The organism is Halococcus sediminicola, from assembly GCF_000755245.1.
GTDB classification, from domain to species: Archaea; Halobacteriota; Halobacteria; order Halobacteriales; family Halococcaceae; genus Halococcus; species Halococcus sediminicola.
In genome coordinates this window covers 103,340-125,530 of the sequence record NZ_BBMP01000005.1, presented here as the reverse complement: position 1 = coordinate 125,530, position 22,191 = coordinate 103,340, and the positions used below count along the sequence as shown (strand labels likewise).

Genomic DNA, 22,191 nt, shown 5'->3' with positions numbered 1-22,191 from the left:
TGGACTCTCGAACTACACTCGCGGAACACCACTCGAAAGTGATACCGGCGTGGCGAGTTCGATTGGGACGCTGATCGCGTATATTGTCTACTTCTATGCGTTCCTTGCTGCGGCAGACGTACTCGGGATCGCAATCCTTTCGCAACTGCTCTCGGACATCGGTGCGTTCCTCCCTATTATCTTCTCAGCGGTCATCATTCTGGTGATCGGGTTCGTGATTGGGCGGAACCTCGGCGATATTATCGCGAATATCGTCAGTGGGTTCGGGCTCGATGGCTACGCCCGTGGCACGCCCCTGGAAGGCGTCACCACCTCCACGGGTGGGGTTGGAAACGCAGTCGGGAAACTCGTTGAGTACGTCGTGTACTTCCTCGCGCTCCTGGCAGCGGCGGATACCCTTGGAATTCCAGCGCTCTCGCAACTGTTGAACGAGTTCGCTGCCTTCGCCCCGGCGTTGATCGGTGGACTGCTTGTTCTGGTTGTGGGGGTTTTCGTTGCGGATCTCCTCGAAGGCATTGTCGCCAGCACCGATGCAAGCCGGCTGACCACTCTCGCGGGACTCGCAGTGAAGCTGTTCGTCTACTACATCACGATCACGATCGCGTTGGATACGGTAGGATTCGACACGGACGTGCTGACGACGCTGTTCACCACGGTCGTTACAGCCTTTTTCGGTGCGCTTGGAGTGGCACTCGCGCTCGCGGTCGGCATCGGCGTCGGTTGGGGCAGCAAGGACTACGTCGCCGCAAACATCGACGACTGGATGTCGAGTGCGCGGAGTAGTGCGTCGGACGTCGCCGAGGATTCGGAGACCGAGTCAGACGATAGCTTCGAGTCACCGGGATCGATGGACGACTGACTGCATCGAACACAAAGCAAAGGGTTCCCGGACCCTTTTAGAGGACGGCTCTAAAGCTAATCGCCCGATTCGAAGACTTCACGGAAGCAGCCGGACACACTGTTGAAATCGGTCGTATTATTGTGGCTGTTCTACAAGCCGGGAACCATGATGCAGTCACTCGCTGACCGACTCGATATGAGCCGTTTTGGCCGTTCGATGGACGTTCTTCGTGCAGTCGTGCACGAACTCCGCACAGAGAAAGTGACGTTCATGGCGGGCAGCATCGCCTACCACGCGTTCGTGTCGATGCTGCCACTGTTGGTATTAGTGCTGACGATCATCTCGACTGTGGGGGACCGAAGTCTCGAAACGGCGTTCATCTCGTTTGCCAAACGGGTTCTCACACCAAGCACTGGTGGGATTCTCATCGGCCAACTCGAAACTGCCGGGACATCCACGGGACTCTCGATCCTCGGGCTGGGAGTGCTGCTATGGGGAACCCTCCGGATTTTTCGTGGGCTCGACACCGCGTTTTCGGATATTTACGAGACGGGATCAGCGAATACCTTCGCCGATCAGCTCACCGACGGGGTAGTGGTGTTTCTGACATTTGGACTTGCGTTAGTGGCAGGATTGGCAATCAATTCGATTCTCTCGAGCGTCGATCCGGGAGTGATTGCGACCGTCATCCGTCCGGTAGTCCTCATCATCGGGTTAGCAGTCACGTTCGTCCCAATGTATTACATTTTCCCGGACACCGACGTGACACTGAAAGAAATCCTGCCTGGTGTGTTCGTGACCGCCGTTGGACTGACCACGTTCGAGTCAGTATTCCGGCTATATACACAGTTCAAATCACCAGAGAGTAGTGCGATTGCGGGTGTTCTCGTGCTGCTGACGTGGCTTTATTTTAGCGGGCTGATTATCTTGGTTGGCGTCGCTGTCAACGCCGTCCTCTCGAACCGGAGCGCGGATGTCGATATTGAGCCAGTAACGAGGGCAGCACGGACCAACAGCGAAGCCGGCAGGGCCAACACAGCAGATTCCCAGGACATTGTCGAGGCAGTGCATAGAGCCAAGAGAATCCTCCCTGAAAGTGATGAGATAAAACTGGTAGCGAACGGGAACGATGTTCGATTTCCATCTCCACACCATGTCGTTGCTTCCGATGACGACACGGAGCCTACGGCCGACGGTTCAGTGAGTCTTGAATTCCACTGGGACTGCTCCAGGTGAGAGGAAGGAGTCAGTTCGGGAACAACACTTAACATGCATCGTTCCATGATAACACACAATATGATCGATCGGATGGAAAAAGAGGTAGACATGCTGGTCCGCCATCTCCAAGTACTGCGGCTGGTCATCGCAAACGAGCCCATTGGGATTGTGAGGATGTCGAATGAAACCGGCTACGAGCATCACAAGGTACGCTATTCATTGCGCGTACTCGAAGAAGAGGGCTTAATTGAACCGACGAGTCAGGGCGCAACGACGACCGATCAAACGAGTGGATTCGTTGGTGAACTCGACACCAAGACCACCGAAATCAGCGAGCAGCTTGACAGTATGCGGCTCGAAAACACGGGCGAGAACGTCCAATAGCCTCAACCGTCAAGCGACTGGTTGGGGTGTTAGAGGAAACTGCAACAAGGGTGGCCATCATGGTCGGCATGACTTCAACAAGATCTCGCGCCACCAAAACAACCGATCCAGAGATTGAACCTGCGAAAGCCCTGCACGGTCAGGGTGCGCGTGAACCACAGGACCGTATACGTACATGATTACCACCACGTCGCTGACAAACCGCCAGCGCGTACAGAACGCGCTCGCGACCTTTGTTGACTCCGACCGGAACGACAATAGCTATCAGTATTTCCGGACGTCGGATCTGCAAGAGATTGACTCTCAGGTCTGCGGCCATCCCTGCTCGGACAACTTTCTCCTAACTATACAGAACCACTCTTATGAAGAAGATTGCTGGTAGAGCGCAACCGGGCGATTTCGTTCTTGAACGACCGAATTAGTAGAGTATCGATCCACCAGTTTCACTGCGTCTTCCGGTCTAGAGTATTCGCTCAAGCAACTCAGTTGCCACCAACAACGTGCTTCACAATACCATCTGACAACTGTCATGTGACGCTTATCAGTATTGCTCAATACACTACTGAATGCCAGTCATCTGCCATCCTGCAGCAGCGATTACTATCCCGCCCGTGGCTACCACCGCAAGTCCAGGTGTGAACGAGTCGGTGACATCACGGAGTGAACCAATCAGAAATGGCCCGAGAAACCCGCCAACTTCTCCAACAGCGAAGATGAATCCCACCGCTGTCGCGGTCAGTCTGGGGCCAATTCCCGCTAGTTCTACCGGAATGGCTCTGAGTAAGGGACCTACTCCACCGAGACCTACCCCAACGGCGACGATCCCGCTGGCTGCGAGGAGTAGTTCGGAATCGAATGCTAGCAGCATCATTGTCCCGCTGGACACGAGCAAACCTGCCAAAACGACCGCCCAACGGCGGATCGAAAATCGATCCGAAAGCGGTGGAATCGAGAGCGCCCCTATCACTTGGCCCGCAACGAGAACCGTTGTCGTCAGACCAGCGGGCGCCGGCCGGATACCGCGCGTTTCGAAAATCGTTACGAGCCAGCCCTGTAGCCCGTGGCTGACCATCAGGTACGCTATGCCGACCACCACAAGCAAGATCATATTCCGATTCGAAAGCACTCGGCCGGCATCCCGACGAAACGAGCCGATGGAGAAAGTCCGCTCGTCGTTGACCGGCTGGAAGGTCACACGAGCTGTCCCGACAAACCACACGAATGCAAATGCGACGACAACGAGGCCACTCCAGATGAAGACATGTCGCCAGCCGCCGAGTGCGGGACCCAAGATTGGCCGACCGATTGCGAACGCCGAGGCCGAACCAGCGTACGACCCGAGCACGTAGACCGTCGACGCGGACCCAACTTGCTGGGCTGGGAATAGTGCCGCGACCAGTTTCGGAAGACCGAACGTAATTCCGGTTGCCCCCACGCCCACAAGCAGCGTCATCGCGAGCAGCGACGGGAATCCGGTTGCGAAGCCTCTGGCAGTCCCCGCACACCCGAAGATGAGCAAGCCAGCTCCCATTGCCCATCGTGGTCCGACCCGATCTATCGCGAGTCCACTTACCAGCGAGAGGGGAATATATGTCAGTGGAATCGCTCCGGCGAGTATTCCTGCCTGCCACCCTGTGAGACCCAACTCGTCGATGACGGGTGTGAAAAACGCCGGCAGGAGGAACCAGATGAACAACAGACATCCGTAGCTTACACTCCCGAGACCGAGTGCGAGATAGACCCACCACCGGTTCGAGATTCGGCTGCTCACTCGATAAATACCTCCAGAGAGGGAGTGGCGTTTACGGATGGGGTAGTGTCGATAATTCCGGCGGGTGCGCGTGGGAGTGTCCCGACTGGGAGAGTCCTGAGCACTGTCCTGAACATGAACACGAGCGATATCGCGGAGAGTCCACGGGCCAGTGTGGGCACGTGGTTACGTGCATGGGACTGCATATCTCGCGATTGCGTCGCGCGCTGTTTGAACCTACTTCATCGGATTTTCGCAGGCAAAATTACTGTTTGTCACCGGTCGGCCTTGTGTAATACTTGATGGTGTTGTGCGCCCTCGGACGTTACCTAAGAGCGATGGTCCAGGAGAAGTTCGTTGATTTCATCTTCTCCTCATCGCGGTTACAGGTGATCGTCGTCTTGCGATTCGCCGTCTTTACTGACAGGAAGGTGATGACACTTATTGCAGTGTATCAAGGGAGGTTGTCAGCTTCTGCTGTAGCTCAAGGCCTGTCTGGAATCGTTCAATGGTATCTACTTGGTGCTCAGGACACGCAAGGACGGCAACTGCTCCGTTCTGGACTGGGATCAGGGGATGGTTTAGGTTGTACGGGGCGAGGTGACAGCTGGGACAACTGATACCGCCGGCTGGTCGGTGGGACAGGAGTTCAGCGCTATCTTCGGTAGTGAACCCACAAATGGTGGTGAACTGCCCAAGATGGCTATCGCAGCCAATGAGTGGAAGTGTGAGCTGATCCAAAAGGAGAAATGAGATCGTGCCGTCTCCGGAGGAGTGGAGAGCAGACTCGCATGCATCACACAAAATGGGCGGATGACGTTGGAAGTCTCCGTGCTGTTGCTGGGAAGCATTTGCTGGAGGCATAGTTGGGATTCGCCCGCCAACCGGGTAAGTGATGGGGACTTCACGAATTCCACCGCCAGAAACTCTTTGAGCGGTCGGGACACACTGCTCGATGAAGCGGGAGATCTTCGTCATGGATAACGCAAAGCTCTCGCTTCAATGCTTTCGGTTTAGCGACCCATCCTGCTGCAGTCTAGCGATTCACTGCAGCCGTCTCGTCTACTCCGTGGTGTTGAGATCTACTGATTGAAGGTCGTCTGCGGGAGTGAAATCGAAGACCTGTCCGTAGAAAGATAGTTCTGCCTCGGCGGCGCGTTGAATCGACTCCGCACGTCGGAATCCGTGTTGTTCGCCCTCGAATTCGAGGTAGGCATGAGGAACGCCGTTGTCGGTGAGTGCATCAACCATCTGCTTCGCTTGCGCAGGTGGAACAACGGCGTCCTCGGAACCCTGCAGCAAGAGGAGCGGACAGCGAATCTCATCAGCGTGATAGAGAGGTGACCGCTCGTGGTAGGTGTCTTGAGCCTCAGGTAAGGGACCGATAAGACTGTCAAGATACCGTGATTCGAATTTGTGCGTCTCACGAGCGAGAGCTTCGACATCCGCCACGCCGTAGTGGCTCACTCCGGCATCAAACGTATTGTGGAAGGTCAGCCCACACAACGTGGCATACCCACCGGCGCTTCCGCCTTCTATCGCTAGACGCTCACCGTCGACTCGGCCTTGCTCGGCGAGGTATTCGGCCGCGTTGACGCAATCGATAGTATCGACCACACCCCATTTGTTGGTGAGTCGTTCGCGGTAGTCCCGCCCGTAGCCCGTACTCCCGCGATAGTTGACGTCAGCGACGGCGATCCCACGTGTGGTGAGAAACTGGATCGAGGGAACGCCACTAATCGAAAGCGTTGGGAGTGTCTCGCTTGTCGGACCGCCGTGACTCAACACCACGAGTGGCGGTTGTTCGTCGATCGGTTCGTCTACGTCAGGGTTCTGTGGTGGGTAATACAACGCATGTGCTTGTTCGTCGTGACTGGTGGGAAAGGTGATGTGCTCGGGTTCGGGAAAGTACGCTTCATCGATATCGACTTCGGCTGCTTGACTGAGAACGGATAGCCCGTTCTCTCGGTGCGAGCGGACGATACTTCTCGGTTGTGTCGGACTCTCAGCTATGAACAGCATATCTTCGCCTTCTGTGTCGATGTGCGCTGCTGGGAAACGGTTGCCCGGAAGATTTAGAGTTTCTAGTTCGCCCTCTGTATCCAGTAATCCAAGTTGATAGTCACTAGCTTTTCCGAAACGAACGGCAATACGGCCGTCGTCAAGAAATGCGTATGTCGAGAGACCGAAAACCCACTGTGGCACACCGAACTCCGCCTCAGTTGGATAGAGCGCAATAGGATTACCATCGTCGACTCGGTAGAGGTTCCACCAGCCCGAACGGTCGGAGACGGCGTGTAACCCACCCTCAGGACTCCAGGCAGGCTGGAAGACGGATTCACCGTCACCGCCGAGGACCTGCTGGCTGTCAATGAGTTGGCCGTCGTCGGTAATGTTCGCAACGTGCAGTTCAGTTTCGTCCCACGGCATCGACGGGTGATCCCATGTCGTCCACGCGATCCGCGAGCCGTCGGGACTCACCTGCGGGAACGAGTAGAAATCATGGCCTTCAGCCACGACAGTGGGTGCGTCCGAGCCGTCGGCGGGGAGCGTAACGAGCGTGTTCGTCGGTTCGCTGCCGTCGTCAGTATGACGCTCGCGGACGCAGTAGAGGTGCTCGCCATCGGGGGTAATAGCCATGTCTGCGTGTCGGTCACCCTGATCGATTGTGGGCTTGGGCGTAATCGCCTCCGGGTCGTCACCCGGTTGTTGTCGGTAGAGTCGTTGGTCTTCGAAGTTGGCAAACCAGATGGTACCGTGATGAACGAGGAAATCCCCACCGCCGTACTCGTGGACAAGCGTCCGAACGTTGTATTCGGAGGGCGTGATATCTACCGATCCGTTTTCATCGTGACGAACGATGACTCCCCGCCCCTGTTCGGCAGGGCGTCGTTCGAGCCACCAGGCAGTGCCCTCATCAAGTGCGATATCGGCGAAGTGAACACCGCTTGAGGCAATCATCCCTGGTGTGATCGGTGAGGGCCACTCCCCGTAGTTCGTTCCAGTGGTGTCTGGCATGTGAGTAGATTCCACCAGTTTGGTAATCAACGTTCGCTCTCTAGTGGCCTCATGTTATCTTATGTAACGCTCGGTGAGTTTATGCACCCTTGCATGCTACATAAGGTGGCTATGACCGAACAGGATCCACCGGCCCCTCCGGGGCAGTTGCCGAAGTACCTCGCCGAAGGCCTGCCCAAACAGGACAACGAGACGCTGGCAGAGGCCCGCGAATACATCGAGGAGTTGCTCGCGTGGAGGGTGCGGCCGGTCGAAGAGGACGTGAAGCTTTTCCGGAGTGAGAGCGCTGTGGTCACAGAGATAAGCAAAAAGCGGTCTCGCCGATACCTACCGGACGCCTGAGGAACCGGGCGTCGGTGAAGCTAACCTGCCCGACCTCGACGAGCCATCTACACCGAATGAGAGGGATCGTAGTGCAAGCATCCTGTTAATTAGTGATTGTCCCCTATTGAAGCTGGCATGACGTACAAGAAAGTCAATTTGATCGGAACTAGCCCGGAAAGCTTCGAAGATGCGGTTGATAGCGCTGCTCAACGGGCAACCGATACTCTCGACAACGTTCACTGGATCGAAGTCGAAGGACTGAGTGTCGAGGTGGCCACTGAAGATGGCCACGAATACCAAGCCGAGGTCAAGGTCTCTTTCGAAGTCGAAGAATAGCGCTCTAGTGCGCCAGCAAGTCTCGATTGCTGAGTCGAATACCAGTCACGTTGATCGATTTTCACTCAACGGTTGACGCTTGCGAGCGTACTAGTAGCGGTGAGAACGCCCTGTAGAGTTATACTTCGATCATATTGTTACAGTGTGTACACGGAATCTGGTCTGAAGAGTCTGTCTCGTCGTATTCTGTTTCGTTGCCGCACTCACCACAGGTGGCTGTTGCCATACTCTCCTTTTGGCTTCCTTCTGTATGAACGTTCTGCGGATCCGTTCAACATTTTCAGATCAGCTATCGGTCATGAGAGCCACTACCCGACTGCTTATTCGCGTTGCAGCCATACGCAAGGTAATGACCAAAATCAACGAGAGAATCGTCTCAGAGGCTGAGAGCAGAAGCCAGAACCTTCTCGCTGAGGAACTCGTCGAGTTAGTTGAGATATACCATCCAAATAGAGAAATGGGGGTGAGTAGAGAGACAGTAGCACAGTACTCGGAAGCGTTAGCTAATGGTGCAGAAGAGAGCTTCAACAGCGGGGCATTTGATGAAACAGTAGATGCGCGGACCACTGACATTGAAACATGGGTTGATAGCAATACTATCTACTCTCTCGGCAACAACCGGATAAGTGTCTATCCGGCATCCTGGCATGGTGCGCTCTCGGGATCAACGAATATTCGCGAATACGTTCGGTTTCTGCGTGACGATGCCGAAGACTTCGAAGTCTTCGGCCCCCGTGGAACCGGGTATGGCGTCCCCGAGAGCAAACTCATTGATATCGTTGCCGTAATCGGACAGGCTGATCCTGACGCGGTTAAAGCTGGTATAGAAGAACTCAGAGATCGTGGAGAAATCGTTGAAGGCCCCGACCAGCACCCAGACGCACGTGTCCGGATTGCTGAGGACGCTGAGGAAATTCAGGACCCAACTCTCAACAAATAGCCATTCGGGAATGAGCTGATATCGAACTGGGCAACAAGCGTCGCACGATTTCGTAGAGTTTCTTTCGAGCATCTAGAAATATAGATGTTTTGTTACTCTTTCGATTTTCTGTAAGTCACCGAACGCAGACCGAACCGTGCACTAAGAAAGTAGCGTTTCTTCGCTGATCTGTTTCTATGTAAAAGTCCTCTTGTGTACCCCGTTATCACTGGCTGCACTGTACACACGAGTTTTGTGACAATCGCTGTCTCTTGTATCGTGCTATTACTTGCTGTTGCAAGCCAGTGACATAAGTGTGAAGCAGATCGATATAGTCTGTATGTCCGAATCAGAAGCGATGCCGGAAGAGTCAGGTGCGCCGTATCTCGCGTTTGCTGCTCTTGGTTCAGTAGCACTCGCATTGTACGAATACTACATCCGAGATAATCAGCAACGTGGAATGTTTGTGGGACTGTGGCCGCCCACGATGATTGGGTTCGCGATCTACCTCAAACAGCAAGATTCAGAGTGACCACGTAGAAGTACTGTTATAGTCACTATCGCGATTCGATCGTGAGGTGGGAGATCTAATCAACCCTTTTGCCTGTTGACCACGAGTACTCTGCATGTCCAGTGCATGTGTTGTTCGAGGCGAGATCCCAGCCGAGGAGTTCGCGCTCTACGAGGCGTTGAGTTCACTACCGGATGTTGAATTCGAAGTCGAACGCGTCGTGCAGAGCGGCGACGAAGCAGCTATGCCGCTCGTGTGGATTCGCAACGCCGACCGTGAAGCCATCACAACCGCCTTCGAGAACGATCCTAGCATCCGAGATCTCACGCTGTTGTCGTCGTTCGACAACGAACACTTGTATCGCATGGAATGGGTTTCTGAAGTGCAAGTCGTTCTCCAGATGCTGACGAACTCCAGTGCGACGATCACGGACGCATACGGAACTGATGGACGCTGGTATCTCCGCGTGCTCTACCCTGATCGCGACGCTCTGACGAAGACGACTAACTTCGTCGATGAAGAGGGTCTTACCTTTGAGGTGACTGCTATCCGGGAGATGGAAGGCGAACCTGCTGGCTTCTATGGGCTTACAGAGCCACAGTTTGAAGCGCTTAGCACCGCTCTCGTTGAAGGTTACTATCAGGTGCCTCGTGAGACCGAACAGAGCGAGCTCGCCGACGAACTCGGCATTTCGCATCAAGCGCTGTCCGAACGGCTCCGGCGCGCGACAGGCGCACTCATCGAAGACGCACTACTGGTTGGTGCAGTCCAAGCAAAACAAAATGAATCGTGAATTGGGCTACTATGGAATATCGACAGTCCCATCAGTCTTGGTTGAATCTCGATTCAATGAGAACTCCCAACTGGAGCCCGTCACTTGCAATGTCAGCCGTTAGAATGCTCAATACGTTTTTGGCTAGCTAATGAACATAGTTAGCATATTACCTTCCAAACCACTCAATCGTACGGAACGAAACCGGATACGGGCCCACGAGGAAGTCGAAGCGCTCATCATTCTCGGAACAACCTCGATCGACGAGCGACATGAGGAACGGACAGAAAACGCAACCAGTATGGTGATTTTGACGAACGAGACCGTCTACGCGCTCGAATATGAGGTGTCAAAGTGGTCAACAGAAGTCCTCCAACGAAACGCCAACCGACAGGATCACCTCGAACAAGCACTCGATCAAATGGAAGCCTAATACTGTTCGTAGCAGTGGGGTCGCACCCGCGAGTACGTCGGCCCACTTCTGGAAAATCATGGTAGAAATCAGTTAAGAGGTGTGCCATGGCACGGTTGCTGACTCCACGCTCTGGCAGCTGGGAGTTCTGGGTGGAGGTCAGAAAGGGGTACCTTTTGGACACCTAATTAGCCAACAGGCTATCGTAGCCTGTAGTACGACTGGAGAGCGTGTCATAGAATTCGTCATACAGCTCAGTAGCGTACTGAGAAACAGTGTCTGAAGCGCGGACGATATCGTCGTGATCCTGAACTAGCGGTAGCGAGCTTCTCGCACGGTGGCCCGAAACTATGCCAACCTTTCTATGACACGCTCTACGCATCCTGCTATACCGTAGCGCTTCATGTTGGTGCACAGCAACGGAATGCTGGCGACCTCGGCCGTGTCGAGATTGATACTGAGATCGATCGAGATGCTGATGATAACCTCGAAGCCATTCGATTTGCAGTAGCCGTCGAAGGCGATCTTGATGAGGAAACACTTGGGGCAATCGTTGAACGTGCGAACGCTCTCTGTCATGTACACGACGCGCTTCGGGAGGACCTCCATGCGGACGTCAGTATCCGCGGGAACGTCCATGGTAATCAAGCCACAGCGGTCTCGGTTGTAGTCTTAGCCTCAGGGAGCATCGCTGATGTGCGGGATTCGCGCAGCGGTCGCGTCCTCGTCGTCGACGCCAATACGGTCCTGATAAGTGTTCCCGGTGATGAGGAACTGCCAGGAGTTCGTCGTGAAGCCGCGGTCTGGAGCAGCGAAACCGGGTTCGCGGTGGTGCTCGTCAGGCTACTGGACGTGTGGTTCGACCAGTACATCAACGAGTGGTGAGGCGAGGGCGACAGCCTTTTCATCGTTGACTGAATAGTTAGTCTACATGGACGCGGACACGACCGACCAACCCAGTACGCAGTCGGAGATCATGGAAGCAACCTATCAGGCGCTCTGCGAGCACGGTTACGCCAATCTCACGATTCAGGCGATCGCCAACGAGTTTCCGAAGAGCAAATCGTTGCTGTACTACCACTACGACACGAAAGACGAGATTCTCATCGCTTTTCTAGAACATATGCTCGACGAGTTCACCATCGAGGACGCAATCGACACCGAAAACAGTCCCGACGAGCAGTTGTGGACACTCATCGACGAGTTCCTGCCGGCGTCGCCAGACGACGAGCAACGCGAGTCACAGGTCGCACTGTTCGAGTTGCGCTCGCGGGCGCTCTCGGATACGGCCTACTCCGAGCAGTTCGCCCGCGCCGACCATCTCATCTACGAGACGCTCGAAACCGTCCTCGCGGCCGGTGTCGACGACGGAACGTTCCGAGACGTCGATGTCGAGACGACCACGGAACTGCTCGTGTCGAGCATCAACGGGGCGATGCTTCGGCGTGCGACGACGGCTGAGGACCTCACGGCCCAGACCCGCGCAGCGGTAACAGGGTTCGTCGAATCACATCTCCTCACCGAATAGACGGACCGTCTCCAGTCGAGGACGGCGGACAGTGATTATTGCGACCACCGCCCGGCACGCCACTCCCAGAGGAGTTCGAACCCGATCCAGCCGACCGACCAGACGAGGACGACCGCCGAGACGAGTGCTGTCGTGGCGAGCACTTCGAGCGGCAGGGTAAGCTCCACGAGAAGCGGGTAGAACAACACTGCGAACCCGACGGCCAAAAGCAGGCTCCCGACGCCACAGAGGTGGTGCTCGACCGAGCCGACACGGTTCGTTCCCTCTCGATCACTCTCGGTGATGACCGATCGTTCTTTCTCGACCGTCCCATGTGGTGCGTACACACTTAACACCCAAATGAATATACGTTAACAATCCATCTTAGCTGTTTCGCCGGTAGCGAGTGCTTGTGTGGCGAATTCAAAAACGGAGAATATCGGGCGCTCGCTGCAGGTTATCGGAGATATCAGATGAATCCGCCGAAGACGATGAGTTCGAACGACTGACCCCCACATCTACTCCAACGAGGAAATGGCACGAGAACGCTCGCTCGAAGCAAACAGAGAGCGGTTCTGAGGCCAGTTATCCGCCGATTTCGCTGGCTGGCCGGTACCGCGGTAGTGCTCCTAACCGACCAGCGAGTGAGAAACGCTCGAGTGGAGGTTCTCCTCACTGTCTCGATGTCGGGGTTGTCCAAGCAACGGCGACACCACTGCGTAGCGGATGCACCGACAATCCACAGTTCCAGAAGTGCTGGGCTCACAACGAGACATACCAAACCTCCACCGCCGGCCATGTCACACCACATTTTATGCCAATGAGCGAACAAACCATTGAACAGTAGCCTCGATCTCCGCGGGAACCCTCCATGGTCGACACCACACAAACCGAACGCGTGGCAAGCGAAGACAGCACGGACGCAACCGAGACCGAACGCACCAGCGCCGGGCAGACACTCTCCGTCTGCCCGGAGTGCGACGGTCGTCTCGCACACGATCACAAACACGGTGAGACCGCCTGTGTTGAGTGTGGCTTCATCATCGATGAGAACGAGATCGATCACGGCCCCGAGTGGCGGGCTTACACCGCCGGCGAACGCGGCCAGCGCTCGCGCGTCGGCTCACCCACGACGAAGATGCTCCACGACGAGGGTGTCTCCACTGAGATCGGCTGGCGGAATCAGGATGCCTATGGAAACCGTCTGTCGAGCCGGCAGCGCCAGAAGATGAACCGGCTTCGGACGTGGCACACCCGCTTGCAGACCGCCAACGCCCAAGAGCGCAACCTCAAGTACGCCCTCGGCGAAATCGAGCGGATGGCGAGTGCTCTCGGCGTGCCGCAACCGACCCGAGAAACCGCGGGCGTGATTTACCGCCGGGCCCTTGACGAAGACTTGCTGCGTGGTCGGTCGATCGAGGGGATGAGCACGGTTGCGGTGTACGCTGCCGCGCGACAGGCCGGGATCCCCCGATCGCTCGACGAAGTCGCTGCTGTGTCTCGTATCGAGCGACTCCGGATCACACGAGCGTATCGCCACCTTACCCGCGAGTTAGGGCTCGAAATCGAGCCTGCGGACCCGTTGGATTACCTTCCCCGATTCGCTTCGGAGCTCGATCTGTCCGAAGAGGCCACCCAACGGAGCCGTGCCCTGCTCACCACGGTGATCGAAACTGAGGAGAGCTATCTGAGCGGGAAGAATCCCGTGGGGCTTGCAGCTGCTGCGGTTTACGCTGGAGCATTGCTCACGAACGAGAAAGTTACTCAGCCAGCCGTTGGCGAAGTGGCCGACATCTCGACGGTCACCATCCGCAAGCGATACCAAGACCTGCTCGAAATCGGCGAAGACCTACAAGTTCCGTAAGCCAAGCCCACGATGCATAACTCTTGCCAGAGTGTCGAGCACACTGCTATGAGAGCGGGTTCGTCGTACCTCCGCTACTGCGTTGACTCATCTCTTTCACAAGGCCGACCATGCGTCATGTATAGCTGGTTGAAAGAGGCAATACGCGAGTACTGGTGCTACACGCTACTGTAGCGCGGTGTAGAGTCATTTCGTAGTGAATTGGTTACCGCGAGTAGTCCTCGAGTTCGACATTCCTCTTGGTTTCCGACTGTGATGGCTCATCTGGCGTTTCGTCCATCACCTGCGCCATCTCACGTTCGAACTCGGCTTCACCGATCTCACCCTGAACGTATTGCTCTCTGAGTCGCTGTTGGCGGTCTTCCCTCGTCGGCTTGACCTTTTCAGCGATATCGAAGTGACGGAGAAGCGGGTATCGGCGTTCGACTCGCTCGACGATGGAGACCAACCGGTCGTTACGGGGGAGTGACGCGCTTCGGAGGACAGACACCACTGTCGCAGCAAGAAACATCAGTGCAACTATTCCAAGGGTAAGCACGGCTACAACCCATTCAGCAGCCGCTCCAAGCAGTTCAAGGAGAATGAACTCTTCGTTAGCGGGAACCCCGGCAGAGAACGCTGACAGACCTTCTAGTATGCCCAATAGACTGGCACCGACCAGCAGTACTGTAGTAACAACGAAGCCGCCGAAGTACAGCCAGTGGCGGGAAGTCATATCCTGCAGATTAGTGGTAGGCAGACGTAAGTCTGCGGGCGCAGCAAGGTGGCCATTCGGATTCTCGTAAAGGAGTATGGTTTAACCGACTCATGCCAAACCGAGCTCAGCTACACCATGGTCATGTTTACACGTGCACTTGGGATTAGAGAGCTAAGCACGAGTAAATTCGCAGATCCAGTACTCTCTGTACCTCATTAGGGCATTACTCCTATTGGAAAGCTCAACTGCTCGTTATAGAACTTACCATCCCGTTTCGATTATCCGTGACACCAGTGTTTCCTTCAGCATCGATAGCTATGATGCCGGCTACAGAATCGGTCAATTCGACAAATTCCTCAATAGCTTGGTCAACAGCTTGCTGAGGATCAAAGCCGTCAGATATATATCCAATAGTACGTTGAGAGAGGTTCGTCCGTGCAATATCTTCGCCAGCCCCAGTAGTACTTACACCGCCAGCGGGCGTACAATAAAATCCGGATCCTGGCTGCGGAACATCACCAACTCTGCCAGCCAGAGCTAGCCACCGCCCGCCTGTGGAGGTCGCCGCAGCGGTATTGTTGCCATCAGTAGCTACTGCACCCACAGTGTCAAAACCACCAAAGTGTTCTTGTAGCCATTCTAATTGTGTCTTTGGTGAGGCAGCTACTGGATGGTTAAGACTTTCCCACCTCTCACGTGATTCGTTTGTCCAGAGGTCCTCATCAGTACTTATGTCAAAGTCAGATGCGAGATTGACTGCATTCTTCCCCGAAATCAATATGTGAGGCGTTTTTTCTTTCACTACTCTAGCGACATCAATAGCATGCTCTATATTCGCCATTGAACACGCTGCACCAACTTCGAGATCCTCGGTCATTAGTCCAGCATCTGTCCGAATAATCCCATCAGACTGTACAGCGCTTCCAGTACCAGCATTGAAGAGATCACATGATTCTAAAATATGAATGGCGGAAATCACGGCATCGGTGGGATTATTTTCTTGTGTCCCTGCTTCTGAGGCCTTCTGCAGAACTGATTGTTGCTGAGAAGTCTCACTGGTGACGCCTCCGTGTACAATAGTTTTCATATTGGACTAGTTGGGCATTACAATCAAATAGTTTTCCCAATTCGATCACACATGGATCTCTTATACTGAGTGATTCTTGAAACCCTGCAGATATCGGGATTCAATCAATTCAACGCTGTAATCCTACAATACTTGACCTAAACGGCTAATCTTGAGACAGTGGCGCTATCTCAGTCATCTGTAGAAATCGTGCCATCCATCGTACCCTGGTCGAATATAAATGTATCAGTAAAAGCATATATCCATGCAATCATAAACCCAGTGTAGTTCATAATAGCCCATGGGGCATAGGAGAGCGTCGGAACTCCAAGTATACTTGAGAAATAAAGCCCCGCTGCAGACCAAGGAATCAGAGGTACCCAAACAGTCCCTGAATCTTCGAGTGTTCTAGAAAGGACTGATCTACTGACGCCCAAATTATCATAGCTATCTTTATACATTATACCAGGAACGATTTCCGAGAGGTAAGAGTTGCCAGTGCCCAAACCTGTGAGTAGACCTGTTATAGAGGTGCTAAACACAAGCTTTCCGGGATCGTCCCCGACGAAATTGTCTCGAATGGTAGATGTGATTATCTCGAACGTACGCGTGTATTCTAATTGACCTGCAAAGAGGTAAGCAAAGAAGAGTACGCTCACTACACCGGCCAAGAAATCAACACCCCCGCGAGTGAGCAACTCGTTCAATGCATCCACCTGAGTTGATATTTCTGGCCCAGATGCCATCACTTGGGCGATCTCAGCAATACCATATCCTTGGAAGAGTGCAAACGGCACCCCTGCAAAAATCGACACCCATAGAACAGGTACTGTGGGATAACGCAAATACGAAAGACCAAGAAGGAGTAGTGGTGGTATTAGCAAAATCGGTGTCAGGTTGAATGTCTGTTGCAAAGCTTGGAGAATAGCAGAAATATTTTCCGATTGAACAGACCCACCACCCATCTGAAGCCCTATCACAAGGAACACACCCAATCCCAAAATATACCCTGGAATTGTAGTGTAAAGCATAGATCGGATGTGGTCGATAAGATCATCCTCCGCAATAGCTGAGGCTAAAATGGTAGTATCCGATATTGGACTCAACTTGTCACCAAAATATGCCCCCATGACAACTGCTCCAGCAGTTGGAGCCAGTGGAATGCCTAATCCTTCTGCAACGCCCATGAGAGCCACTCCAAAAGTAGCTCCCGCGCCGTATGAGGTACCCGTTACGAGGGCACCTGCGCTAAGTATTATTGCTGTCGCAACTAAAAATATAGACGGACTAAGCACTTGAAGACCGATATACATTAAATATGGTATAGTTCCTGATATCATCCACGTTCCGATAAGAATACCTACAATTAGTAAGATGAGAAACGCGCCCATTGCTCTACTTAGCATAGGTATTGCACCGTTTTCTAACATTTCTTGCCAAGAGAAACCATAATAGTATATGTAGACTGTAGATGTAAACATCGAAGCTAACATTAGGAGAATAGCTATATCAACATCAAATACTAACGATCCAACAATCAATAATAAGAGAGTGACGGCCAATATCGTAACAGCGCCTGCAAACGTCACTGGGGTAGATTCAAGAGTAATCTGATCTTCCTGTGAAGAAGTCGGATTGTTTGTTTCAGCCACATAGCGGACATCTGATTCAATACATAAAAAGCTATTGTGATTCATAGAAACTCTAATCATAGTAAATTGTTGGACCAGGTAGTGTATCATAGAAAACGTTATGTACGAAGTTGCAGAGCGTGAGAATTGTGCCCAACAATGTCCAAATCCTGCAAAACATCACTTCTGTCGACGATTTCTTGAATGGCGCGGCGGCTGAGACAGTACCGCTGTTTGAGTATCTCTCTTTCGGATTCTGTTGGAGTACGATGTGTTCGTCCCTGCAAAGGAGCGAACATGAGTTCATGAGCCACTAAAACTCTTCAGAGGCTTTCTCCACTACTACGAGGACGTCTCGGCACTCGTCCTGTTGCACGAACACTCTAGAAGCCGCTGGTTTGGTTAAGCTGTGGCTTCGATCAACCGCTGCCGAGAGGCACGGTCGATTGCTTTCCCACCAACCTTAAACACGTTGTTGACGATGCGTTTGATCTCCTTGTCGAGTAGGCCGCCGTTCTGACCTGCCCGACTCTTCGTACCGGATCGATTTGACTAACGTCGAAGGGGTTGCATGGAACGACGAAGTTCCGTGGAACCACAACTCAACCACTGAAAAGCACTACTACGGCTTCGGGTGTACGATTGTCTCGGAAGGAGCAACGGTTCTCATCACAGCCGGAGCTCACGCCAGCAAAACAAGCTCCAGGAGACGGCGATGCGCGTCACAGCTGACGCACTCGTCGTCAGACACCCGATCTGGATGATCGGCGACAGTGCGTACGACACGCTGGACTGGCACGACCACCTGCTGGAAGACAGGGGTCGTGCCAATCGCCCCGTACGACCCCCCGCAACACCGACAATCCGCTTAATATTGAGTACAGGCTCGAAGACCGCATCGAAAAGCACAGCGAGGCCGTTCAGCTCAAACGGTCAATCTTAGACGAGATGTACAACCGCCGGACACCGGTTGAACGAACGAATGATGTGGTCAATGACTGCGGCCTTAAACCCGTCCGTGCCTGGGGGCCGCGTCCATGCACGGCCGCAGGTGTTCGTTGCACTGTGTCTCCGAATGATTGTCGCAGTCAGCAACGATGAACGAGGAGACAATCCGGGCCGCGAGATGTTCACGTCATGAGATGGATTCTATGACACGCTCTCTAGTATTAGCTAATTTTCAGCTCATCGTAGACCATTTCTTCTAGACGGTCCAGTGCGAGTTCGAGTTGTTCCATACTATTAGCAAAACTCAACCGAAGATAGCCTGAGCCTGCGGCCCCGAAACTGGTTCCAGGGACGGTCACTACCCCATACTCTAAGAGCAGCCGCTTAGCTATCTCGAAGCTGGACCCCTCAAGCGCACTAACATTTGGAAATGCATAGAACGTTCCTTGTGGATTTGCACAAGTTATTTCTGGTATTGAATCCACTCGTTTTACGAAGTAGTCTCGACGGCTCTGAAACGCCTGATACATCTCAGTACTCGGGGTTTGTGGACCATTCAGAGCCGCAAGTGCTGCATGTTGAGAGACACTAGAGACACAAGAGGTAGTAGCCTGGTGTAATTTTGCTCCTGCATCAATAATCGGTTCGGGTCCAATGAGCCAACCAACACGCCATCCAGTCATCGCATATGTCTTTGAAAATGAGTGTGCCAATAGCACGTTATTAGCATCATCAGCAATAGCTGAAATATTCGGTGACTTATCTGTATAGCTAAGATTCTCGTAAACAATATCGAATATCACGTAAGATCCATTTTCATTTGCTATTTCAACAACTTCTTTGAGATCTTCTTCGCCATACACTTGTCCGGTAGGATTACATGGTGTGTTTATTATTACACAACTAGTCTCGTCAGTTATCGCGTTTGAGAGGCGATCCGGAGAAATGTCAAATCCTTCATCTTCTGGCATAGGCACCTCGGTCAAGTTTATTCCTAACGCTTTGGCTTGTGTATAGTAGCTTGACCAAGCGGGGGTAGGAACAATAACCTCTTCTCCTGGATTTGTTGTAGTAAGGAGAGCGAAATAAATGGCCTCAATGGCTCCCGTCGTGATCAATACTTCTGAGGCCGAATCTGTTTTTCTTCCACTCTCTTGGGTCATCTCTGCGACAGCCTTTCGCAATTTCGGCATTCCGGCGCTATGTGTATATCGAGTAGCCCCGTTCTGAGCGGCCTCGTAAGCTGCATCTACAATATGCTCAGGAGTATCGAAGTCTGGTTCCCCAAGTTCAAGTCGAACGAGGTCGTCATCCTGCTCCTCTGCCAAATTGAACATTTTTCGAATCCCTGACTCAGGAAGGTTGGCTGCATTATCGGACAAAGAGGCAGGTATGTGTTGATCCATAGTACGTAGTCATAATGCGCAAATGAATAGTTCTACCGACTAATATTCCAGCCAGTGGGATAGCTTAAAAGACATACTTAAACTGCTACTTCCACCCACTTTTACAATCTTAGAGCAACTATGAAACCGAACCAAGAATATGCTTTAGTCACTACTGCTTTTTAACATTGGATCAGGGAGATCTTCAGGACGACCAGGTTCCATCCCTGCATTCTCTAATTCTTCGACAATAAGAGGGATTAGCTGACCTACCTGACGTAGGGCTTCTGACCTTATCGACCAAGAAATGTCATGACCAAACGCTACAATCCAATCAGTGATACCCTCTCTGGGAGTAACAGATATGTTGTGGCTGACTCCCCCATAAGTAGGTATAATATAGGCAGTATCAGGAGGAACGCTATCATTGACATATTCTCCATCTGGGGTGGAAGGCGCAATATAATCTTGGACTATCTCTATGTGTATAGTTATTTCTTTGCTTCTATCCAGTCTGTCGGAAGACCTCATACGTACTGATAGAAAATCGCGATCAACAGCCATAATAAAAGAGGAGATGGGAAATTCCTCTGTCTTCACGAGGGATGTAATCACGGTATTGAGCCTACTTTCCAAAGCCTCAAGATCCGATTCTGGAACTTCAATACCGAGAATTGAGCAAATTGTTTCCAGTTCTTCTTGAGTGAGATCACGATGCTTCTGTATCGTAGCGAGAAGTTCTCTAGCCTTCTGTCTAGAAAGAGTGGTTTCTTTGAGTTGATCAGGATCAGGTTCGAATTCACCTACGTCAAGAACGCCTGAACTGTCTGTATAGATGAAACCGAGTGATTTCATGGAACGGATCATATCCCAGGTGATCTCGTCTTCATGACGGAGACCACAGCTTTCGATTATCGAATAAGCCTCGGACTTGATTTTGTAGTTGATGTTTCCGGTGTCAGGTGGTCGGGCGTGAATATAGTAACCGGGGTTGTCCTTGTACTCCTTGACAATTGGCATATAAAATAGCACCAATCAACGGAGTAATAGTTTTCGCTGAACAGCACTGACTCTATGAGAATCCTGCTCAAGTCCCTCAAGTGTGAAGTACGAGAGGGAGTGCAAAGGTCGACAACTAGACCGCGCTTGAAGCGCGGGGCATTGGCTGATCTCACATGCGAAGAGACCGGAGAATTGGGCGCAGATCGGCTGACGTCGGTCACCTGGTCTGCAAGCCCGTAGGGACGACGTTCCGCTTCACGCAGACACTCCAGAGGCCACGCATGAACTACCTCGGAATCGATCTCCACAAACGCGAATCGCAAGTTGCAGTCGTTGATCAAGACGGTGGGACTCAGCGAGAGGTTCGCGTCGATAATGAGCTCGGTGGCATTGTGCCGCTGGGCAACATTTTCGGCGAGATGTCCTTCACGAACGGCCCAGCCACAGAACGCTGAGATGTACGTGTAGTAGGTGCGCACCGTGCCCGCGGTCCAGCCCTGGTGAGTGAGATGACGGGCATACTCGCGAAGGTGGCCCGAATCCAACTCGTCGAATCTGTCCCGTTTCGAGTACTTAAATCCGGTGTGAACCCGTCAGGCTTAGCCTGATGACGAATCAGGCACTGACAACTGCGGGTGAATTTTACTCGCTGCTCGACGTTAGGGTCTAGCATAACTTGAATCACCAGCGTCCATCCAGCAACGCTGTAGTACTTGCTCTCTTTCGAGACTGAGCTATTCTCGATCCCGATGGTCGATGGCATTCTCGTATATTTCCTTTGCGTCTCGCGCACTTCGAGCGAGATAGTTCGTATCGACGCCAACGATGACGAAGTCGAATCCCTGCCCAACCCACCGCTCGATATCATCGTTCGTGACCGCAAGCGTTCCCACGGGGACATCGCTCTCGTCGAGAACGGTGTCGATGGCGTCGGTTACTGTCGCATCCTCCCAGTCGCCGAGTGAGCCGAGCGATGCCGAAAGGTCTGCGGGACCGATCAACAGCGCGTCAACGCCTTCGACGGTGGCAATGTCGGCGGCGTTCGTGACGCCGCGTTCTGTTTCGATCTGAAGGATGGTGAGCAGCGACTCGTTAGCCGTTTCGACGTACTCCTCGAAGCGAATCCCGTACTCTGATGCGCGCGAGCTCGCCATTCCTCGGATGCCGTCTGGTGGATAGCGCATCGCTTCGACGGCTGCCCGCGCCTCGTCTTCAGTCTCTACCATCGGTATGAGAAGTCCTGCAGACCCCACCTCAAGGGTGCGCTTGATTCGGACGGGGTCGTTCCACGGAACGCGGACGATGGCTGCTGATCCACCAGATTCGACCGCCCGTACCAGATTTTCGACGGTTTCGAGACTGGTCGGTGCATGTTCGGTATCGACGACGGCGAAGTCGAACCCGAGCAGCGACGTAATCTCAGCCACTTGCGGATGTCCGATTGATATCCAACTGCCCGCTACTGATTCGCCAGCACGGAGTGCCGCTGTGAACTCACGATCCATGTCGTAGTCACCCATCCGACGAGTATGAAACTACTCGTTGGCGTGGTTCAACCAAGAGACGACATCGTACTTGTTCTCCACATCAATCTCTGCGTTCTCGT

The 22,191-nt window shown here is 53.2% G+C and carries 20 protein-coding genes and 3 pseudogenes; 13 read left to right on the top strand and 10 right to left on the bottom strand.

Annotated features, from left to right (window positions below):
• Window positions 1-49: 49 nt before the first annotated feature.
• The 3 genes from ACP97_RS02465 to ACP97_RS02455 all read left to right on the top strand — a co-directional run bounded on the left by ACP97_RS02465 (window position 50) and on the right by ACP97_RS02455 (window position 2,443).
• Window positions 50-859 (top strand): mechanosensitive ion channel family protein, encoded by an 810-nt coding sequence (locus ACP97_RS02465; protein ID WP_237561077.1) that lies wholly within the window; start codon window positions 50-52, stop codon window positions 857-859.
• Window positions 860-1,036: 177 nt separating this feature from the next.
• A complete protein-coding gene (locus tag ACP97_RS02460) occupies window positions 1,037-2,077 on the top strand; it encodes a YihY/virulence factor BrkB family protein (RefSeq protein ID WP_079977530.1) in 1,041 nt (346 codons plus the stop codon).
• A 60-nt stretch (window positions 2,078-2,137) separates the two neighbouring features.
• On the top strand, window positions 2,138-2,443 hold the full coding sequence (locus ACP97_RS02455) for a hypothetical protein (protein WP_049996255.1): 306 nt from the start codon (window positions 2,138-2,140) through the stop codon (window positions 2,441-2,443).
• Between the two features lie 559 nt (window positions 2,444-3,002).
• Here ACP97_RS02455 and ACP97_RS02445 read toward each other — a convergent pair.
• Together ACP97_RS02445 and ACP97_RS20685 are read right to left on the bottom strand one after the other, a co-directional pair.
• Window positions 3,003-4,214: an MFS transporter gene (locus ACP97_RS02445; RefSeq protein WP_049996253.1), complete on the bottom strand. Its 1,212-nt coding sequence runs from the start codon at window positions 4,212-4,214 to the stop codon at window positions 3,003-3,005.
• A gap of 1,041 nt (window positions 4,215-5,255) precedes the next feature.
• Entirely contained in the window at window positions 5,256-7,211 is a 1,956-nt protein-coding gene (locus tag ACP97_RS20685) for a S9 family peptidase (RefSeq protein WP_049996251.1), read from the bottom strand.
• 111 nt (window positions 7,212-7,322) lie between these two features.
• On the opposite strand from ACP97_RS20685, the gene ACP97_RS20275 reads away from it, so the two are divergent.
• The 8 genes and pseudogenes from ACP97_RS20275 (at window position 7,323) to ACP97_RS02390 (ending at window position 12,013) form a co-directional block, all read left to right on the top strand.
• Window positions 7,323-7,553, top strand: a complete 231-nt coding sequence (locus ACP97_RS20275) for a hypothetical protein (protein ID WP_154019912.1) — start codon at window positions 7,323-7,325, stop codon at window positions 7,551-7,553.
• Between the two features lie 117 nt (window positions 7,554-7,670).
• Window positions 7,671-7,871, top strand: a complete 201-nt coding sequence (locus ACP97_RS02425) for a dodecin (RefSeq protein WP_049996249.1) — start codon at window positions 7,671-7,673, stop codon at window positions 7,869-7,871.
• 349 nt (window positions 7,872-8,220) lie between these two features.
• The gene (locus tag ACP97_RS02420) at window positions 8,221-8,811 is read left to right on the top strand and encodes a hypothetical protein (protein ID WP_049996336.1); all 591 of its coding nucleotides are present in this window, start codon (window positions 8,221-8,223) and stop codon (window positions 8,809-8,811) included.
• A 319-nt stretch (window positions 8,812-9,130) separates the two neighbouring features.
• The gene (locus ACP97_RS02415) at window positions 9,131-9,322 is read left to right on the top strand and encodes a hypothetical protein (RefSeq protein WP_049996335.1); all 192 of its coding nucleotides are present in this window, start codon (window positions 9,131-9,133) and stop codon (window positions 9,320-9,322) included.
• A 94-nt stretch (window positions 9,323-9,416) separates the two neighbouring features.
• Entirely contained in the window at window positions 9,417-10,094 is a 678-nt protein-coding gene (locus ACP97_RS02410) for a helix-turn-helix domain-containing protein (protein ID WP_049996248.1), read from the top strand.
• 670 nt (window positions 10,095-10,764) lie between these two features.
• Window positions 10,765-11,031: pseudogene (locus ACP97_RS18865) on the top strand (OsmC family protein); the annotation flags it as partial.
• Window positions 11,032-11,181: 150 nt separating this feature from the next.
• The gene (locus ACP97_RS02395) at window positions 11,182-11,370 is read left to right on the top strand and encodes a hypothetical protein (RefSeq protein WP_049996245.1); all 189 of its coding nucleotides are present in this window, start codon (window positions 11,182-11,184) and stop codon (window positions 11,368-11,370) included.
• A 46-nt stretch (window positions 11,371-11,416) separates the two neighbouring features.
• Window positions 11,417-12,013, top strand: a complete 597-nt coding sequence (locus ACP97_RS02390) for a TetR/AcrR family transcriptional regulator (protein ID WP_049996244.1) — start codon at window positions 11,417-11,419, stop codon at window positions 12,011-12,013.
• A gap of 35 nt (window positions 12,014-12,048) precedes the next feature.
• On the opposite strand, the gene ACP97_RS02385 is transcribed toward ACP97_RS02390, so the two are convergent.
• Complete coding sequence (locus ACP97_RS02385; protein WP_049996243.1) at window positions 12,049-12,339, bottom strand: hypothetical protein; 291 nt, start codon at window positions 12,337-12,339, stop codon at window positions 12,049-12,051.
• A gap of 524 nt (window positions 12,340-12,863) precedes the next feature.
• On the opposite strand from ACP97_RS02385, the gene ACP97_RS02380 reads away from it, so the two are divergent.
• Window positions 12,864-13,856, top strand: coding sequence for a transcription initiation factor IIB (locus ACP97_RS02380; RefSeq protein WP_049996242.1), 993 nt, complete (start codon window positions 12,864-12,866; stop codon window positions 13,854-13,856).
• Between the two features lie 205 nt (window positions 13,857-14,061).
• On the opposite strand, the gene ACP97_RS02375 is transcribed toward ACP97_RS02380, so the two are convergent.
• From ACP97_RS02375 to nhaC, 3 genes are all read right to left on the bottom strand, one after another.
• On the bottom strand, window positions 14,062-14,571 hold the full coding sequence (locus ACP97_RS02375; RefSeq protein ID WP_049996241.1) for a hypothetical protein: 510 nt from the start codon (window positions 14,569-14,571) through the stop codon (window positions 14,062-14,064).
• 223 nt (window positions 14,572-14,794) lie between these two features.
• On the bottom strand, window positions 14,795-15,640 hold the full coding sequence (locus ACP97_RS18860) for an isoaspartyl peptidase/L-asparaginase (RefSeq protein ID WP_079977514.1): 846 nt from the start codon (window positions 15,638-15,640) through the stop codon (window positions 14,795-14,797).
• Between the two features lie 170 nt (window positions 15,641-15,810).
• Window positions 15,811-17,271, bottom strand: a complete 1,461-nt coding sequence (nhaC, locus tag ACP97_RS02370) for a Na+/H+ antiporter NhaC (RefSeq protein WP_161782613.1) — start codon at window positions 17,269-17,271, stop codon at window positions 15,811-15,813.
• Window positions 17,272-17,399: 128 nt separating this feature from the next.
• Here nhaC and ACP97_RS02365 point away from each other — a divergent pair.
• Window positions 17,400-18,391 (top strand): annotated as a pseudogene (locus ACP97_RS02365) (transposase).
• Window positions 18,392-18,419: 28 nt separating this feature from the next.
• Here ACP97_RS02365 and ACP97_RS18855 read toward each other — a convergent pair.
• The 4 genes and pseudogenes from ACP97_RS18855 to ACP97_RS02360 all read right to left on the bottom strand — a co-directional run bounded on the left by ACP97_RS18855 (window position 18,420) and on the right by ACP97_RS02360 (window position 22,012).
• Window positions 18,420-19,604: a pyridoxal phosphate-dependent aminotransferase gene (locus ACP97_RS18855; protein WP_079977513.1), complete on the bottom strand. Its 1,185-nt coding sequence runs from the start codon at window positions 19,602-19,604 to the stop codon at window positions 18,420-18,422.
• A gap of 144 nt (window positions 19,605-19,748) precedes the next feature.
• Window positions 19,749-20,603 (bottom strand): hypothetical protein, encoded by an 855-nt coding sequence (locus ACP97_RS19635; RefSeq protein ID WP_154019910.1) that lies wholly within the window; start codon window positions 20,601-20,603, stop codon window positions 19,749-19,751.
• Between the two features lie 350 nt (window positions 20,604-20,953).
• A pseudogene (locus ACP97_RS19630) lies at window positions 20,954-21,139 on the bottom strand (phage integrase SAM-like domain-containing protein); the annotation flags it as partial.
• Between the two features lie 180 nt (window positions 21,140-21,319).
• A complete protein-coding gene (locus ACP97_RS02360) occupies window positions 21,320-22,012 on the bottom strand; it encodes an aldolase/citrate lyase family protein (RefSeq protein ID WP_237561067.1) in 693 nt (230 codons plus the stop codon).
• Between the last annotated feature and the right edge of the window lie 179 nt (window positions 22,013-22,191).